Genomic DNA, 15517 nt, shown 5'->3' with positions numbered 1-15517 from the left:
CCGCTGTCACGCGCGGTGGTGGGGCGCCTCCGTGCCGTCCACGTGGGTGCCGGGCACCACCGGGGCGTGGGCGGGCGGGAGGTCCTCGGGGACGGGCTCACGACGGCCGTCGTCCTCGCCCGCCGAGGCGGCGTGGCGGGCGGGCCCGCCGGTCCTGACCTCGGAACGGTGCGGCCAGAGCGATGTCTTCCTGTGTTTTCCGGTCATAACGGGCGAATACCCGTATCGGGCGCCCGTCACCCGTCACCCGTCACGCGGCCGTGAGCGCGACCGCCGCCTCCGCCGTGTGCACCAGGAAGGTGAGGGTCTCCTGGAAGTACAGCCGCACGCTGGTGTCGTCGTGCGACAGGTAGCCGATGGACACGTCCTGGCCGATGCGCAGCTCGAAGTCGCCGCCGCGGGTGGAGAGCAGGAACGCCCCGTCGATGGCGGGCGCCCACACGATCTCCCCGTCGAGGAGCCGGGCCAGGTGGGCGTGGATCGGGTAGCCGTAGTGGGAGGTCTCGTTGACGGCGGTGTACGCGTCGGCGCTCAGCGCGAGCGTGTACGGGCCGCCGACGCCCGCGAGGCGGAGCGCGGAGATGGCCTGGCTGACGGCGTTGGGGTAGTCGCGCACGTCCGCGGGGAGGCTCAGCGGCGGGTTCGAGGCGCTCGCGCGGATGCCGGTGATGCCGGCCGCCGCGTACCCCTCGAAGACCGCCCGGTCCTCGGTGAACGCGATGCGCCGGGCGGCGTCCTTCACGGGCTGCCAGTCCGCGTCCTGGGCACCGCGCTCGACGATGTCGACCTCGCCGCGGTCGACCGTGAAGGGCACGCGCAGCTCGACGACCGGCTGCGCGCGGCGCACCCGGGCGAGCACGTCCTCGTGGGGCGCCTCGACCGGGTCGAGGTGGCCGGTGTTCACCCCGGCGAACTCGGGGCCGGCGGCCTCGGGCACGTCGACGATCCGGCGGGCGGCGACGTGGCGCTTGAAGGTGCGCCGTGCCTCCTCCTCCAGGTCGTCCCAGGCGGCTTCGGAGATCGGGGCGAGTTCCCGGTGCAGGTTGTTCATGATGTGACGGTCTTCCTCAGGTCGCCGATCCCCAGCGACTTCGCGGCCGGGGCGGCCACGACGGCGGGGGGATCGGGAAGGTCGTCCAGGAAGTCGGCGGAGGGCACGAAGAAGAGCGTGCCGGTCACGGCCCGGGAGAAGTCCAGGATCCGGTCGTGGCTCGCCTGCCCGTCGCCGAGGAACATGTTGCGCAGCATCCGCTCGGTGACCTCCGGGGTCCGCGCGTAGCCGATGAAGTACGTCCCGAACTCGGCGGTGCCCACCCGGCCGAAGGGCATGTTGTCGCGGAGGATCTGCCGTTCGGTGCCGTCCGGTTCGACGATCGTGGTCAGGGCGACGTGGGAGTCGGCGGGCTTGACGTCGTCGTCCATCTCGATGTTGCCCAGTTTGCTGCGGCCGATCACCCGCTCCTGCGCCTCCACGGGCAGGGCGTTCCAGGCGTCGAGGTCGTGGACGTACTTCTGCACGATCACGTAGCTGCCGCAACGGAAGTCCGGGTCCTCGTCGCCGACCAGGACCGCCTCGGTCGCCTCGGGGCCGACCGGGTTCTCCGTGCCGTCGACGAACCCCAGCAGGTCGCGGACGTCGAGGTACTTGAAGCCGTGCACCTCGTCACGGACCGTGACATGGCCGCGCAGCCGGTCCATGACCAGCTGGGCCAGGGTGAAGCACAGGTCCAGCCGGCTGGCCCGGATGTGGAAGAGCAGGTCGCCCGGGGTGGCGGGCGCCTGGTGGCGGGGTCCGGTCAGCTCGGTGAAGGGGTGCAGTCCGGCGGGGCGCGGCCCGCCGAAGAGGCGGCCCCACACGTTCGACCCCACCCCGGCGACACAGCTCAGCCGCCCGTCGGGGGTGCCGAAGCCGACCGAGCGCTGCAGTCCGGACAGGTCCTCCAGCAGATCGCGGACGGCGGTCTCCCCGCCGGGGTCGACCGTCACGACCAGGAAGATCGCGGACGTGGTGAGAGGGCTGAGCACCGGCTGCGGCAGCGGTTCCGCCATCACCACGCTCCTTCGGTTCGGGGGCGCGCCCGGGTCGGGGCGGACACGCACAAGTCTGCTCCGGGGCCCGGCCCGGTGCATCCTGACCAGGAGCGGCGGCGAACCCCTGCGGAAGGCGGCTGGACATGAGCGGTGGCCCGGAAGGGGACCGGCAGCGCCTGCTGACCGTGCTGCTGCTCGTCCTCACCGTGCTCAGCGGGCTGGTCGACGCCGTGAGCATCCTCAGCCTGGGTCATGTCTTCGTGGCGAACATGACGGGCAACCTGGTCTTCGTCAGCCTCGGCCTGGCCGGGGCGCCCCAGTTCTCGGTCGTCACCTCGCTGGTGGCCCTCGGCGGCTTCGCCGTGGGCATCCTCTTCTGCCGGGCGGCACTGGCCCGGCTGACCCGCCCGATCGCGCTGGTGAGCGCGGCCGCGGTGTGCGAGACCGCGCTGCTGGCCTCGGCCACGGCACTGCACGCGCTGGACGGGCCGCGGCGCGTGCTGGTGGTGGTCTGCGCGGTGGCGATGGGCATCCAGAACGCGATGGCCGGACGCGTCGGCGTCGCGGGCCTGACCACGACCGTGATGACCCGCACCCTGGTCGGGCTGCTCAGCGGCACCGGCGCCACGGCGCACGACCGGCGGATGGCCCTGCGCCAGGCACTGAGCGTCGCCGCCCTGGTGGCCGGCGCCCTGGCCGGGGGCCTCCTGGTGCTCCTGGTGACACCGCCCGCCGCCCTGGGTGCGGCCACCGGGTGCGCGCTGACGGTGGCCGTGGCGGCGACCGTCGCCGCCCGCCGGTGACCCGTCCCGTACCGCCGGTCAGAAACGGACCGGGAGGTCCACCAGGCCGCGGGTGCGCATCGACGGGCGCCACCGCAGCTCCGCGGGATCCGCGTCCAGGGCGAGCCCCGGGAAGCGGGCCAGCAGCCCGGTGAGCGCGATCTCGGTCTCCAGCCGGGCCAGCGGAGCGCCGAGGCAGTAGTGGATGCCGTGCCCGAGGCCGAGGTGCGCGGTGTCGGCGCGGCCGAGGTCGAGCCGGTCGGCCTCCGGGAAGCGGGCGGGGTCGCGGTTGGCCGCGGCCAGCGAGAGCAGCACCGTCTCGCCGGCGGGGACCGTCACGCCGCCGATGGTGACGTCCTCCAGCGGGAAGCGCCGGATGGCCAGCGGCGCCGGCCCGTCCCAGCGGGTCAGCTCCTCGACCGCCGCCGCGGCCCCGCCCGGCTCGGCCCGCAGGGCGGCCAGTTGCCCGGGGTGCGTCAGCAGCGCCAGGACGGCGTTGCCGATGAGCTGCACGGTGTTCTCGTACCCGGCGAACAGGAGGAGGAAGGTCAGCGACATCAGCTCGTCCTCGCTGAGCCGGTCGCCGTCGTCGCGGGCGGCGATCATCGCGGATAGCAGGTCGTCCTCGGGGTGGGCGCGCTTGCGCGCGATGAGCTGCCCGAAGTACCCGAGCATGGCGGCGACCGCCTCCTTCGCCGCGGAGGGACGCGAAGGGTCCGGGGCGACCAGGGCGTCCGTCCAGCCCCGGAAGTCGCGGCGGTCGCCGGGGGCGACGCCGAGCAGGTCGCAGATCACGCGGATCGGCAGTGGCGCGGCATAGGCGGCGATCAGGTCGGCGCGGCCGTCGGGGGCCACGGCGTCCAGGAGTTCGGCGGCCGTACGGCGGACCGGCTCGCGCAGGTCCGCGACGCGGCGCGGGGTGAAGGCCTGCGACACCAGACGCCGGATGCGGGTGTGGTCCGGCGGGTCCATGTTCAGCAGGTTGGCGTCGAGGGCGGGCGGCAGCGCGAACCCCGAGTAGTTGCCGGGCAGGGCGTTGCGCTTGTCCAGGGACAGCAGAGGGTCGCCGAGCGCCTGGCGCACGTCCTCGTACCGGGTGACCACCCAGGCGGGACGCCCGTCGGTGCCGGTGACGCGGTGGACGGGACCGGCCTCGCGGAGCCTGCCGTACGCCCCGTAGGGATCGGCGATCAGCTCGGCGGGGTCAACAAGAACCTGCCCGGGCGGTGTTGCGTCCGGAGCGGCGTTCGGCGGGGTCGAGGAGGCCATGCCCCCACCCTAAGAGCCGGATCGTGGCGCTCCGGCCCCGCCCGTGGGGGACGGCCCGGTACGGGTGATCTTCAGGTTGATCACGGTGGCCAGTCCGCCGACGAATCCGGCGGGAAGCCCGCCGAGCACGATCAGCACCAACAGCCGGCTCGCACACCCGACTCCCGTCCAGGGAACGGCTCCACGACGTCCCGGCCGGCAACCGCCTCCGCACCGCGGTGGAGTGATCACCTCCGTTCCCCGTGTCCCAGCCCACATGTCGCGTCCCGGTGGTGTCCACCCGCGCGGCCCGGGGAGTTCATCCGGCATCCGCAGGCTCTCCTGACGCACGCCCCAGTCAGCGCGGACCGGCGCCCTCGCGGAGGGCAAGGAGCGGATCATGGGCCACGGCCACCAGCACGGGCACGACCACACCCACGCGCACCACCACCACGGCGACGGCGCGGAGTCCCTGCCGCCGGCGCTCGACCTCTCCGTCCCGGACGAGGAACTGACCCCGGGCCAGCTCTCCCGGCGCTCCATGCTGCGCCGCACCGGACTGCTCGGCGCCGGGCTGGCCGCGGGCAGTGTGCTCGCCGGTGCCGGCCAGGCCGCCGCCCACGGCTCCTCCCCGCAGGGGCACCAGGGGCACGGCGGGTCGCGCCCCGGTGGCTACCTGTGGCTGGCCGGCGACCACCACATCCACACCCAGTTCAGCTCCGACGCGAAGTACCGCGTCATCGACCACGTCCGCCACGCCAACGCGAACGGCCTGGACTGGATGGTCATCACCGACCACGGCAGCGAGCAGCACGCCAAGATCGGCGTGGAGAAGGTCAACCCGCAGATCGTCGCGGCCCGCGGGGAGATCTCCGACACCCTGGTCTTCCAGGGCCTGGAGTGGAACATCCCGGCCGCCGAGCACGGCACGGTCTTCGTCCACCCCGGCCGCAACGAGGTCGCCGTACTGAAGGAGTTCGAGAACTCCTTCGACGGCTCGGTCAAGGGTGCCACCGCGCCCACCCCCGCCAACGAGGCGCTGGCCGTCGCGGGGCTGGACTTCCTCGCCGACGCCGTCCGCCGCAAGAAGGTCCAGGACGCGCTGTTCCTGGCCAACCACCCCGCGCGCAAGGGTCTGGACTCCCCGCACGAGATCCGCGCCTGGCGCGACGCCCAGCCCACCATCGCGGTCGGCATGGAGGGCGCGCCCGGCCACCAGGCCGCCGGCCTGCCCGCGCCGCAGGGCCCCGGCTCCGGCCGCGGCTTCTACGACAGCAGCCCGAGCGCCCAGTCCTGGCCCGGCTACCCGCTGGAGAGCTACCGCACCTGGGGCGGCTTCGACTGGATGACCGCCACCGTCGGCGGCCTGTGGGACAGCCTCCTCGCCGAGGGCAGGCCGTGGTGGATCACCGCCAACTCCGACGCGCACAACGTGTACGCCGACACCGCCGTCCGCGGCGGTGGCGACTTCGCCACCCAGGGCCACTACGACGACCCGGTCTACGGCGGCGGACTCAGCCTGACCGACGGCGACTTCTGGCCGGGCCAGTACAGCCGCACCCACGTCGGGGCCGCCGGCTTCTCGTACCGCGCGGTCATGGACGCCCTCCGCGAGGGCCGCGTCTGGGTCGACCACGGCGGGCTGATCAGCGGGCTCGACGCGCGGCTGCGCTCCGGCGGGTACGAGCAGACGCTCGGCGGCATGCTGCGGGTCCGCCGCGGCGACAAGGTCGACCTCGTCGTCGACATCGACCTGGCGAACGGCCCCAACTGGGCCCAGTTCGTGCCGGAGCTGGCCCGTGTGGACGTCATCCGCGGCGCGGTCACCGGCCGGGCCTCCGACCGGGACACCTTCGCCGCCCCGGACACCAGGGTCGTGAAGTCCTTCGAGGTGGGCCGCTCGGCGGGGTCGGTGCGGCTGACGTACTCCCTGGGCCGCGTCGACAAGCCGCTCTACGTCCGGCTGCGCGGCACGGACGGCAACCGCGGCGCCGTCGGCATCAACGGCGCCGCGGTGGACCCGGCCGGCCCGGCGATCGACGTCCTCGGCGACGCGGACCCCTGGAAGGACCTGTGGTTCTACTCCAACCCGATCTGGGTGCTGCCCGCGTGACGACGGCCCCCGCGGTCCTCGGCGTCGACACCGGTTCCCCCGGCCTGCGGGAGGCCGACCACCTGGTCCACCACCTGGTGGACCGGCTCGGCCTCCCCGCGGACACCGTCGCGTGCACGCACCTGGTCCGCGGCGGCGATCCGCACACGGCGGTCTCCCTGACGCTGCCGGACCCCGCCGCCGCGCAGGCGGCGTGGCGCTCGCTCACGGAGACCTCGGGGACCGGCGCCCCGCTGGGCGTCTTCCTGGCCGGCCGCGGCCACGGACCGGCTCCGCTGGCCGAGGCGGCGGCCGGCGCCGCCGCCGAGGCCGCGGCGCTCAGCGGCGGCCGGGCCGTGGTCTACCCGGGCGTCGACGGCCTCACCGGTACGGTCACCGTGGCCGACCTGCTGGCCCGCACCGCGATCACGCGGCTGGTCGTGCTCGGCTCCCCCGCGGACGAGCGGCCCGCGCCGGACGCCGAGGTCCTCACCGCCCGCCACGTCCGCCCCGAGTGGCGGGCCGGAGAACTGGTCCTGCCGCTGGTCCCCGCAGTGGGCGGGCGTCTCGCCCCGTTCGAGGTGCCCAACCCGACGCCCTGCTGCGCGGACCACTGACGAACCACTGACGCCGCGGTCCGCCGGGGGCGTCAGCCGAACACCTCCGGGTGCTCCCGGACCAACTCGCGTATGCCGGAGGCCGGTCTGCCCAGGATCTCCCTGACGTCGTCGGTCGCGCGGTCGTACCGGTTCGCCGCGTGGAGGCGGGCCATGGTGGCGATGTGCTGCCGTACGTGCTCGGGGAGTCCCAGGGCGTCCAGTTCCCCGGCCCACTCCTCGTACGGCACGTCGACGTAACGGACCTTCCGCCCCAGCACCTCGGTGAACTCGGCGGCGATCGCCGTCATGTCCCGGGACTCGGCCCCGGTCAGCTCGTGGACCCGGCCGACGTGCGACGCCGGGTCGGCCAGCACCGCCGTGACCACCTCGGCGACGTCCCGGGCCGCGACGGGGGAGGTCCGCGCGTCGCCGAAGGGCAGGCGGATCGTGCCGTCCCGGGCGACCGAGCGGAAACCGAGGCCGAGGAAGAGCGGGTTCTCCATGAAGACCGTCGGCCGGATGTGGCAGACCGGCACCCCCGACCAGTCCATGACCTGCTCCGCCAGCCACTGCTGCCACTGCTGCTTCGACTCGGACGTGCTGCTGAGGTTCATCTGGGACACCGTCATCTGCGACATGTTGACCAGCACGTCGAGTCCGCCGTGGGCGCGGGCCACGGCCGCCGTCGTCGCGGCGGCCTGCAGGTACTGCGCCGACACGCCCATCCCGAAGTACATCCGGCCGCAGCCCTCGGCGGCCCGCGCGACGTCCGCGGTCCTGGTCAGGTCACCGGCGACCACCTCCGCCCCGGTGTCCCGCAGTTGCACCGCCCGCTCGTCCTCGCGGTGGACGAAGGCGCGGACGGGGAAGCCGCGTTCCCTCAGCAACTCGACGGTCGTGTGCCCGACCGCCCCCACGCTCCCGGCGGCGCCGGTCACGAGGACCATCGGGCTGTCCGGCATCGTCCGGCCCTTCCGTCAGGACGGCGACATCACGCAGGACGCCGGTGCGCCGCCCGCCTCCAGGCAGGAGACAACCGGCTCCAGCGCCGCCGCCAACTGGTCCTGCGTCATGCCGGGGTGCGCCTCCAGCCACTGCGTGGCGAGGGCGGCGAAGGCCTGTACATGGGGATCGGCGGCGATGTCCGGATGGGCCTGCAGGAAGGACTGCAGCGCCTCCTGGACGTCCGCCGCGGACCATCCCGAGTCGCCCGGCAGGCAGTGCGACACGGAGCCGTCCTGCCCGTTCCCGGCGTGGCAGCCGTCATCGGCGACCGCCGTACCGGTGCCGCCGAGGACCAGGGCCCCCGTCGCGAGCGCGGCGATCGTTCCTGCGGCGAGCTTCTTCGGGAGAGCCATGGACTCCACCTCGGATCGGGTGGTCGGATCGGTCGGATCGGTCGGATCGGTCGGATCGGTCGGTGCCGGCGCTCCCGAGGCACCGGGCACACGACGGTGCCTGCGAGGGAGCGCGGATCACCGGCCCCCTGGGGAGGGGCGGGATGGCCGGGGCCCGTGGCACCCGGATCGCGGTGCCGGGCCGTCATCGACAGCTCCAGCACATCACAGTCACCCGGATGGCGCATCCGGAGGGAACCGGGGCCCCGGCCGTCCCCGTTCAGCCCGTGATGCCGTCCAGTTGCTCCGGTACGGGCCGCAGCGCCCACAGGTCACCGCCCGGGGGCGCCTCCAGGTCCGCGAGCGCGGCGCGCGCCCGCCGGTCGCCGTGGTCGGCGGCGGCGTGGACGAGGTCGGAGGCGGCGTAGGCGTGGAAGTCCAGCTCGGGGTGGGGCCACGGCCCGGCACCGGTGGCGGCCGGCAGCAGGAAGTCGACGGCCCGCCGCAGTGACGCACCGCCCGGGCCCGTGTGGTGCCACAGGTCGACGCCCACGTGGTCGCCGACGGCGGCGAGCCGGGTGAAGGCCACCAGGTTGAAGGTGGAGTAGTGCCAGCTGCGGGTGCGCGCCAGCTCCTGCGGCTGGCTGCCGTCGGCGGCGATCTGAGGGTCGATCAGCCCGGCCCGCGCGGCGGTGACGGTCTGCCGGGCGAGCGCGGTGCGGCCGGTGGCGGCGGCGAGCGCGGCGACCTGCATGTGGTGGAAGGTGCCGTGGTTGTTGGCGGCGGCGCCCTCCTGCCTGCCGAAGTCGCTGTCCACCAGCCAGTCGAGGAACCCGTTCTCCCAGGCGCTCATGCCGTCACGGTCCCGCGCCGACCAGCCGGGTGCGCCCAGATCGAGGACCGCGGTGGCGTCGAGGAGGCTGGTGAAGCCCTGGGAGAAGTCGATGATGCCGATGGCACGCCCGTCGTAACGGCACGGGATGGCCTGCGCGTTGCCCAGGTTCGGGTTCATCCGTGTCGCCGGGTCGACGAACCACGTGCGCAGGATGCGGGCGGCGTGCTCGGCGTAGGCGCGCCTGCCGGTGTAGTACCAGGCGAGGGAGAGCTCGTAGGCCGACTCGAAGACCTTGCCCCGCTCGTCGTGGTCGGTGAGCCCGTCGACCTCGGGGTTGCGCTCCCCGTCGCGCTGCACGTACGGGCAGCCCTGGGGGTTGTCCGGGGTCTTGGGCGCGCCGGGCCACCAGTAGGGGGCCTGGCTGAAGTAGTCGTGCAGGTCGCCGCTGGGCGGGACGCGGTCCTTGTCCACGACCGTCCAGGGGCCCTGCCCCAGCCAGGCGTCGGCCTGGACGACGAGGTCCCGCAGGGCGCGGCGGGCCCCCGGATCGCCGGCGCGGAGCCGGGCCTTGGCCCGTACCAGGTCCTTCCCGTCGAGGACGACCGTCCGCGGTGCCGCGGTGGGCCCGCCGGCCGTGCCGTGGTGCGCGTCCGGCCGGGCCGCGGCCGGGGCGGCGGAGGCCAGCGGGACGAGGAGGGCCGCGAGGACGGCGACGACGCCTGCGCGGCGGCGCCGGGAGTGGCCCCAGGGGGTGCGCATATCTCTTCTCCCTCTGTCTCTGTACATGAATGGAGCACATCTCCATGAACGCGCCACCGGAACCTAGGACGGTGCCGACGGGGCGTCAAGAGCGCCCCTCCGGCCATCGCCGACGATTGTTCGTTCACGTACAGGAACTCTCGCCACGTAGGTGTACAGCAATGTCATAGGCATGCCACGCTGACCCTGGCCTCCTCGTGAACCACCCCCCACTCCGAATGGCAGGCACCCATGGGCATCTCCCGGCGCCATCTGCTGACCACCGCCGCCGGCGCCGCCGCGGCGACCACCGCGCTCGCTCCCCCGGCGCAGGCCACGCCCCCCGCGCACACCGCGTACGCCGACGACCCGGCCGCAACCACCCGCACGCTGCGGGAGGCGGCGGACTACGCGGTGGCGAAGCTGCGCGCGGTGGCACCCGGGGTGACCTCCTTCCCGGTCATCACGAAGTTCGAGAAGTGGACCTACTCCGCCGGCGGCGACTGGGTCGGCGGGTTCTGGCCCGGCACGCTGTGGATGGCGTGGCTGCACAGCGGCGACGCGCAGTTCCGCTCCCTGGCCCTCGCCGCCGCGGAACGGCTGGCGCCCCGACGCACCGACACCGGCACGCACGACCTCGGTTTCCTCTTCTCCCCGTCCTGGGTGACCGCCTGGCGCCTGACCGGCGACCCCAAGTGGCGCGACGGCGCCCTGCAGGCGGCTTCCTCCCTGATCAAGCGGTACAACACGGCAGGCCGCTTCATCCGGGCCTGGGGCGCGCTCGGCAGCGCCGAGAACGCGGGCCGGGTGATCATGGACACGATGATGAACCTCGACCTCTTGGCCTTCGCCGGCCGGCAGACCGGGGACCCGGCCTATCTCGACATCGCCGTCGCGCACGCGCGGACCACCCAGCGCCACTTCCTGCGACCCGACGGCTCCACCCCGCACGTCTTCGACTTCGACCCGGCCACCGGCGCCCCCGTCGGGCCCAACACCGTGCAGGGCTACAGCCCCGCCTCCTGCTGGTCCCGCGGCCAGGCCTGGGGCGTCTACGGCTTCACCACGATGTTCCGCCGCACCGGCCACCCGGAGTTCCTCGCCACCGCCCGCAGGCTCGCGGACTTCGCGCTCGGCGCGCTGACGCCCGATCACGTGCCCGTCTGGGACTACCTCGCCCCGCAGCAGCCGAACGACGTCAAGGACGCCTCGGCCGGCGCGGTCATGGCCTGCGGCCTGCTCGACCTCGCCGCGGCCACCGGCACGGCCCGCTACCGCGAGAGCGCTCTGCAGCTGCTCCTCGCCCTGTCCCGCACCTGCCTGACCACCCGCTCCACCCGCGCCCAGGCCGTCGTCGCCCGCTGCACCCGCAACCGCCCCGCCGAGGACGGCGTCGAGGTCTCCGTCCCCTACGCCGACTACTACCTCCTGGAGGGCATCCTCCGTGTCCTGCGCCCCGCGGACGCCGACCGGGCGATCGACCTGTCCACGGTGTGACACGCCGTCCGACGGCGCCGGATTCCCGCGCGGCCCTTCCCCGGCGAACGCGGCAGCGCACCACGGCAGTTGACGCCCCCGCGCAGGTACCGTCGCCCCTCGTCACCGTTCCGTCCACGGCGCCTTCGCGGACGCGTAGGATGCGCAGGCCACTCACACGGGGAGGGCCGGAATGGCCGCCAATGAGAGCTCCGACCTCGCACCGCACGCACGCAGCCGATCAGGGCTGCGTGCAGCACTGGCCGTCTGTGCCGCCGCAACGACGGCCTTCACCCTCGCCGGGTGCACATCGAGCAGTAACGGCGCTACCAGGCAGAAAGCCACAGCCCGGGCCGAAGCACAGTCCGTCTGCCGATCATGGGGCTTCGGCCAGGACGCCGCTCTTCCGGGCCCCGACCCCACTGTGCCGGTACACGTGGACACGGCAGCGGCAGAGGCGAACGCCACCGCCAACAAGGCTTCGCACGCCGAAAACCTCGACACGTCATGGACCCCGCTCGCGCGGGCTTCCCACACGATGGCGGTGATCATGCAGGGCGAGGTCCCGTTCGAGTACTTGCCACCTGATGTCCAAAGCGACTTCCGCGACGCGTACGTCACGGCAGCCGGGGAGTGCCGCGAAGCGTACGCGGCTGGGTGACGACGGGACCCGCAGCCCGCACCCGCCTGCACCCCGCCGACGGTGCGCCTCAGCGAATGGGCGTACCGGCGGCCCGTCCCGGCGGCTGCTCCTGCCACCGGGAGGGCTTGCGATGATCCAGCTCTGCTCCCACTGCAGCGGGCTCATCGAGGACAAGGGCGTGCCGGTCGGCGAGGCCGGCGGCGCATCCGGGCCCAGCGTCATCCTGTACGCCCACCCCGAGCACGCCCACCTCGTCGAGCGCCCCGACGCCAACGGCGCCGCGCTCCTGGCCCGCATCCGCGCCCGACGCGCTGGCGCAGCCTGAGACCACCGCCGGCCTCCGACGGCAAGCACCACGGGAGGCCGACGGCCGAAGCCCCCACCGCAGTTGCCACGGTGGGGGCCTCGTAATGGGTGGGCCGCGTCGTCAAACCGCGCGCTCCACCTGGCATGCCGGGCTTTGACAGGCCGGGCACAGTTCATGGCGCCCCTGGTCGGTGACGACCGTTCCCCAGCCGCGGCATACATCGCAGCTACGGGCCAGCAGCATGTTGGGGCGGGGCGGGGATTCCGAAGCATCGAAGCCTCCGTGGGGCATTGTGGGCTCCTCAGAGGCGCAGCGATGCGACCGGTATGGGATATTTGTTCGGTTACTTCATGTATACACCTTTCCGGGCGTATAACGAAGGCCGGCGCTCGCCGCTACTCCGTCGCGTGCAGCCCGTCGTCCCTGCTCAGCGGCACGTCGTCGAACACGACGATCTCCCACCACTCCTGGTAGTGGCCTGGTCGGCCCCCGGGCCGCACGACGTTGCGCACCTGGATGCCGACCCCGAACATCCGGGCGCCCTTCATCGCTTCCGTGACGTCGTCCATTTCCTGGGTGAGCATGAGCTTGGTCCGCCGAGGATTCGTCGTGCAGCCGTCGTCGTTCTCGGCTGCCGCCATCCGGGCCTCCCAGGTCGAAGTGGTCAGCCAACGAGTATCCCGACGATCGCCGCGGCGAGAGTGGGCATCCCGAGAAAGCACCGGCTGCGACCGTGCTGCGGACGCGGCAACGACTGGCGCTGGCCACAAGACTCGGCCTTTGGGCAGGACGAGGCCCCCACCGCACCCCGGCGGTGGGGGCTCACCCATGTCCGGCATGAGGCTGTCGGGGTGACAGCGCGTCGGGCGTGATCGCTGGCAACTCGGGCCGGCAGCGGGCCGGCTAACGATCAGTGAAGCCCCTCCGGGTGACCCGGAGGGGCTTCGTTCGTTATCTCGCTGCAGGTCCTGAACCTGCGGGCCCGCGGCCCTTGGTGGGGCGGGTGGGACTCGAACCCACGACCGACGGATTATGAGTCCGCTGCTCTAACCGGCTGAGCTACCGCCCCGTACGGCGTGCCGTCACCATCCTGTGCACGCCGTCTGCCGCAGCATAGCTGCTCATACGATCTGTCGCCCTCGCGGGTCACAGACGCACCACCTGGTGGACTGCGATCACCGGATGATCGGTTCCCGGGGACACGAAAAAGGACCCCCGCGGGGGTCCTTGACCGCTGCTCCCCCGACTGGACTCGAACCAGTAACCTGCCGGTTAACAGCCGGCTGCTCTGCCAATTGAGCTACAGGGGATAGAGGAGCGCGAGCTCCCCCGACTGGACTCGAACCAGTAACCTGCCGGTTAACAGCCGGCTGCTCTGCCAATTGAGCTACAGGGGATCGCTCCGCTTGCACCGAATGCACCCGTTTCCGGCATCCCGGACGGCGTGCGCTCGCTGCGACACATACATTAGCGCAAGGTGGGGGGTGCTCCGCCAACCGGTATCTCCGTGGTTGTCCGCAGGCCACGACGGGTAGGCGCGAAGCACAGCCCCGATACGAGGAGAGGGTGGAGCCATGCGCTACCGGCTGACGTTCATCAGCGGGGTCGCCGTCGGGTACGTGCTCGGGGCGCGGGCCGGCCGCGACCGGTACGAGCAGCTGCGCAAGAGCGCCCAGCGCATCGCGCAGAACCCGGCGGTGCGGAACACCGTGGAGTCCGCGGGCCAGGCGGGCCGCGGGGCGGCCGTGAAGGCCGTGGACGCGGTGACCGCCAAGGTCGGGGACCGGCTGCCGCCGGCGGTCGCGGAGCGGCTGCGCCGCGTGCGCGGCAACGGCTCGGCGGTCGAGGACGACTGGGGCACCAGCAACACCTGACGACGCCGGTCCGGCGCGGGCGGATGCGGGTGAAGGTGCCCGGTTTTCCGCCGTACGCGCCGGGTGCGGCATGATGCCCGCATGGGGATTGTGGCGGGGATCGACAGCTCGGGCAGCGGCACGACGGTCGTCGTGTGCGACACCGGCAGCGGAGCCGTGCTCCGGCAGACGCACGCCCCGCACCCCCTGCCGGGCGGCGAGGGCGCAGGGCCGCCGACCGAGATCGACCCCGAGGCCTGGCTGCTGTCGCTGGGCGAGGCGGCCAAGGGCGGGATGCTCGAGGGCGTACAGGCCATCGGGGTCTCCGGACAGCAGCACGGGATGCTGGCGCTGGACGCCGGCGGGGCGCTCGTACGGCCCGCACTGCTCTGGAACGACAAGCGGGCGCAGATCCAGGCCGCCGACCTGACCGAGGAGCTGGGCGGTCCCGGCGCCTGGGCCGAGGCGGTCGGGGCGGTGCCGCAGGCCGCGTACCCGGTGGCCAAGCTGCGCTGGCTGGCCCGGCACGAACCCGCCTCGGCGCAGCGCACCGCGCAGGTGCTGCTGCCGCACGACTGGCTGGTGTGGCAGCTCATGGGCCGCCCCCGGCGGCGCACGACGGACCGGGGCGACGCCTCGGGCACGGGCTACTGGTCGGCGGCGACCGGACAGTGGCGCACGGACATCGTGGAGCTGGCGCTCGGCCATCCGGTGCAGCTGCCCGACGTGCTGGCCCCCGCCGAGCCGGCCGGCCGGACCCCGGAGGGGCTGCTGATCTCGGCCGGTACCGGGGACAACATGGCGGCCGCCCTCGGACTGGGCGTCGGCCCGGGGGACGCGGTGGTGTCGCTGGGCGCGGCGGGGACGGTCTTCGCGGTGCATCACCACGCGCTGAGCGACCCGACCGGCCTGATCACCTCCTTCGCCGACGCGACCGGCCGCCATCTGCCGGTCGTCCACACCCGCAACGCGGTACGGGTGCTGCGCGGCACCGCCGAGCTCCTCGGCACCGACCTGGCCGGGCTGTCGGAGCTGGCGATGCGCTCCACCCCGGGTTCGTACGGCCTGGTGCTGCTGCCGTACCTGGAGGGCGAGCGCACACCCGACCTGCCGCACACCGCGGGGACGCTGCACGGGCTGCGGCGGGAGAGCATGAAGCCGGAGCACCTGGCGCGCGCGGCGTTCGAGGGGATGCTGTGCGGGCTGGCGGACGCGCTGGACGTGCTGCGGGCGCGCGGGGTGGAGGTGCGCCGGATCTTCCTGCTGGGCCCGGCGGGTGACCTCCCCGCCGTACGGTCGATGGCCCCGGCGCTGCTGGGCGCGCAGGTCGTCGTGCCGCCGCCGGGCGAGTACGCGGCACTGGGCGCGGCCCGGCAGGCGGCCTGGTCACTGGGGGTGGTGAACGGCACGGCCTCGCCGGTGCAGCCGCCGTACTGGCACCCCGCGGACTACGCCGTGGCCGAACCCGGCCCGGACGACGGGCCGATCGGGCACTCGGTGCGGCAGCAGTACGTCGCGGTGCGTGAGCAGACGCATCCGGGGGCGTTCCCGGGTTGATCCCGGTGTCGGCCATGAG

General features: G+C 73.5%; 16 protein-coding genes and 3 tRNA genes. 8 read left to right on the top strand and 11 right to left on the bottom strand.

The window, feature by feature from the left end:
• Positions 1-6 precede the first annotated feature (6 nt).
• From OG937_29235 to OG937_29225, 3 genes are read right to left on the bottom strand one after another with little or no spacing between them, the layout of a single operon-like run.
• Positions 7-207, bottom strand: coding sequence for a hypothetical protein (locus tag OG937_29235; GenBank protein ID WUD75481.1), 201 nt, complete (start codon positions 205-207; stop codon positions 7-9).
• A 43-nt stretch (positions 208-250) separates the two neighbouring features.
• Complete coding sequence (locus OG937_29230) at positions 251-1051, bottom strand: family 1 encapsulin nanocompartment shell protein (protein WUD75480.1); 801 nt, start codon at positions 1049-1051, stop codon at positions 251-253.
• Complete coding sequence (locus OG937_29225) at positions 1048-2049, bottom strand: Dyp-type peroxidase (protein WUD75479.1); 1002 nt, start codon at positions 2047-2049, stop codon at positions 1048-1050. The genes OG937_29230 and OG937_29225 overlap by 4 nt, the downstream gene beginning before the upstream one ends.
• Positions 2050-2174: 125 nt before the next feature.
• Between OG937_29225 and OG937_29220 the strand changes: the two genes are divergently transcribed.
• The gene (locus tag OG937_29220) at positions 2175-2834 is read left to right on the top strand and encodes a DUF1275 domain-containing protein (GenBank protein ID WUD75478.1); all 660 of its coding nucleotides are present in this window, start codon (positions 2175-2177) and stop codon (positions 2832-2834) included.
• Positions 2835-2852: 18 nt separating this feature from the next.
• Here the strand turns inward: OG937_29220 and OG937_29215 are convergent, their stop codons facing one another.
• A complete protein-coding gene (locus tag OG937_29215; GenBank protein WUD75477.1) occupies positions 2853-4082 on the bottom strand; it encodes a cytochrome P450 in 1230 nt (409 codons plus the stop codon).
• Between the two features lie 379 nt (positions 4083-4461).
• Between OG937_29215 and OG937_29210 the strand changes: the two genes are divergently transcribed.
• Both OG937_29210 and OG937_29205 read left to right on the top strand, forming a co-directional pair.
• Entirely contained in the window at positions 4462-6174 is a 1713-nt protein-coding gene (locus OG937_29210; GenBank protein WUD75476.1) for a histidinol-phosphatase, read from the top strand.
• Entirely contained in the window at positions 6171-6770 is a 600-nt protein-coding gene (locus tag OG937_29205) for a hypothetical protein (protein WUD75475.1), read from the top strand. Before OG937_29210 ends, OG937_29205 begins: the two co-directional genes overlap by 4 nt.
• Before the next feature lie 32 nt (positions 6771-6802).
• On the opposite strand, the gene OG937_29200 is transcribed toward OG937_29205, so the two are convergent.
• From OG937_29200 to OG937_29190, 3 genes are all read right to left on the bottom strand, one after another.
• The gene (locus OG937_29200; protein WUD75474.1) at positions 6803-7714 is read right to left on the bottom strand and encodes an NAD(P)H-binding protein; all 912 of its coding nucleotides are present in this window, start codon (positions 7712-7714) and stop codon (positions 6803-6805) included.
• A 15-nt stretch (positions 7715-7729) separates the two neighbouring features.
• Entirely contained in the window at positions 7730-8110 is a 381-nt protein-coding gene (locus tag OG937_29195) for a hypothetical protein (protein ID WUD75473.1), read from the bottom strand.
• Between the two features lie 259 nt (positions 8111-8369).
• Entirely contained in the window at positions 8370-9683 is a 1314-nt protein-coding gene (locus OG937_29190; GenBank protein WUD75472.1) for an alginate lyase family protein, read from the bottom strand.
• 231 nt (positions 9684-9914) lie between these two features.
• Between OG937_29190 and OG937_29185 the strand changes: the two genes are divergently transcribed.
• The 3 genes from OG937_29185 to OG937_29175 all read left to right on the top strand — a co-directional run bounded on the left by OG937_29185 (position 9915) and on the right by OG937_29175 (position 12106).
• The gene (locus tag OG937_29185; GenBank protein WUD75471.1) at positions 9915-11159 is read left to right on the top strand and encodes a glycoside hydrolase family 88 protein; all 1245 of its coding nucleotides are present in this window, start codon (positions 9915-9917) and stop codon (positions 11157-11159) included.
• Positions 11160-11331: 172 nt separating this feature from the next.
• Positions 11332-11799 (top strand): hypothetical protein, encoded by a 468-nt coding sequence (locus OG937_29180; GenBank protein ID WUD75470.1) that lies wholly within the window; start codon positions 11332-11334, stop codon positions 11797-11799.
• A gap of 112 nt (positions 11800-11911) precedes the next feature.
• Entirely contained in the window at positions 11912-12106 is a 195-nt protein-coding gene (locus OG937_29175; protein ID WUD75469.1) for a hypothetical protein, read from the top strand.
• A gap of 377 nt (positions 12107-12483) precedes the next feature.
• Here OG937_29175 and OG937_29170 read toward each other — a convergent pair whose 3' ends face one another.
• From OG937_29170 to OG937_29155, 4 genes are all read right to left on the bottom strand, one after another.
• On the bottom strand, positions 12484-12729 hold the full coding sequence (locus OG937_29170; protein ID WUD75468.1) for a hypothetical protein: 246 nt from the start codon (positions 12727-12729) through the stop codon (positions 12484-12486).
• A 351-nt stretch (positions 12730-13080) separates the two neighbouring features.
• Positions 13081-13157: transfer RNA gene (locus OG937_29165), tRNA-Ile, on the bottom strand.
• A gap of 168 nt (positions 13158-13325) precedes the next feature.
• Positions 13326-13398 (bottom strand) — tRNA-Asn (locus tag OG937_29160).
• A gap of 14 nt (positions 13399-13412) precedes the next feature.
• A tRNA-Asn gene (locus tag OG937_29155) sits at positions 13413-13485 on the bottom strand.
• A 177-nt stretch (positions 13486-13662) separates the two neighbouring features.
• Here OG937_29155 and OG937_29150 point away from each other — a divergent pair.
• Entirely contained in the window at positions 13663-13962 is a 300-nt protein-coding gene (locus tag OG937_29150) for a YtxH domain-containing protein (protein WUD75467.1), read from the top strand.
• Positions 13963-14043: 81 nt separating this feature from the next.
• Positions 14044-15498 (top strand): FGGY family carbohydrate kinase, encoded by a 1455-nt coding sequence (locus tag OG937_29145; GenBank protein ID WUD75466.1) that lies wholly within the window; start codon positions 14044-14046, stop codon positions 15496-15498.
• Positions 15499-15517 lie beyond the last annotated feature (19 nt).

It is taken from the genome of Streptomyces sp. NBC_00510 (assembly GCA_036013505.1).
GTDB lineage: Bacteria > Actinomycetota > Actinomycetes > Streptomycetales > Streptomycetaceae > Actinacidiphila.
This window is presented reverse-complemented; position numbering and strand designations above follow the sequence as displayed.

Bases quoted from the DNA above. Each gene is read 5' to 3' on its own strand.
- OG937_29235 (WUD75481.1), bottom strand. From the start codon at position 207: ATGACCGGAAAACACAGGAAGACATCGCTCTGGCCGCACCGTTCCGAG.
- OG937_29230 (WUD75480.1), bottom strand. From the start codon at position 1,051: ATGAACAACCTGCACCGGGAACTCGCCCCGATCTCCGAAGCCGCCTGG.
- OG937_29225 (WUD75479.1), bottom strand. From the start codon at position 2,049: ATGGCGGAACCGCTGCCGCAGCCGGTGCTCAGCCCTCTCACCACGTCC.
- OG937_29220 (WUD75478.1), top strand. From the start codon at position 2,175: ATGAGCGGTGGCCCGGAAGGGGACCGGCAGCGCCTGCTGACCGTGCTG.
- OG937_29215 (WUD75477.1), bottom strand. From the start codon at position 4,082: ATGGCCTCCTCGACCCCGCCGAACGCCGCTCCGGACGCAACACCGCCC.
- OG937_29210 (WUD75476.1), top strand. From the start codon at position 4,462: ATGGGCCACGGCCACCAGCACGGGCACGACCACACCCACGCGCACCAC.
- OG937_29200 (WUD75474.1), bottom strand. From the start codon at position 7,714: ATGCCGGACAGCCCGATGGTCCTCGTGACCGGCGCCGCCGGGAGCGTG.
- OG937_29195 (WUD75473.1), bottom strand. From the start codon at position 8,110: ATGGCTCTCCCGAAGAAGCTCGCCGCAGGAACGATCGCCGCGCTCGCG.
- OG937_29190 (WUD75472.1), bottom strand. From the start codon at position 9,683: ATGCGCACCCCCTGGGGCCACTCCCGGCGCCGCCGCGCAGGCGTCGTC.
- OG937_29185 (WUD75471.1), top strand. From the start codon at position 9,915: ATGGGCATCTCCCGGCGCCATCTGCTGACCACCGCCGCCGGCGCCGCC.
- OG937_29180 (WUD75470.1), top strand. From the start codon at position 11,332: ATGGCCGCCAATGAGAGCTCCGACCTCGCACCGCACGCACGCAGCCGA.
- OG937_29175 (WUD75469.1), top strand. From the start codon at position 11,912: ATGATCCAGCTCTGCTCCCACTGCAGCGGGCTCATCGAGGACAAGGGC.
- OG937_29170 (WUD75468.1), bottom strand. From the start codon at position 12,729: ATGGCGGCAGCCGAGAACGACGACGGCTGCACGACGAATCCTCGGCGG.
- OG937_29150 (WUD75467.1), top strand. From the start codon at position 13,663: ATGCGCTACCGGCTGACGTTCATCAGCGGGGTCGCCGTCGGGTACGTG.
- OG937_29145 (WUD75466.1), top strand. From the start codon at position 14,044: ATGGGGATTGTGGCGGGGATCGACAGCTCGGGCAGCGGCACGACGGTC.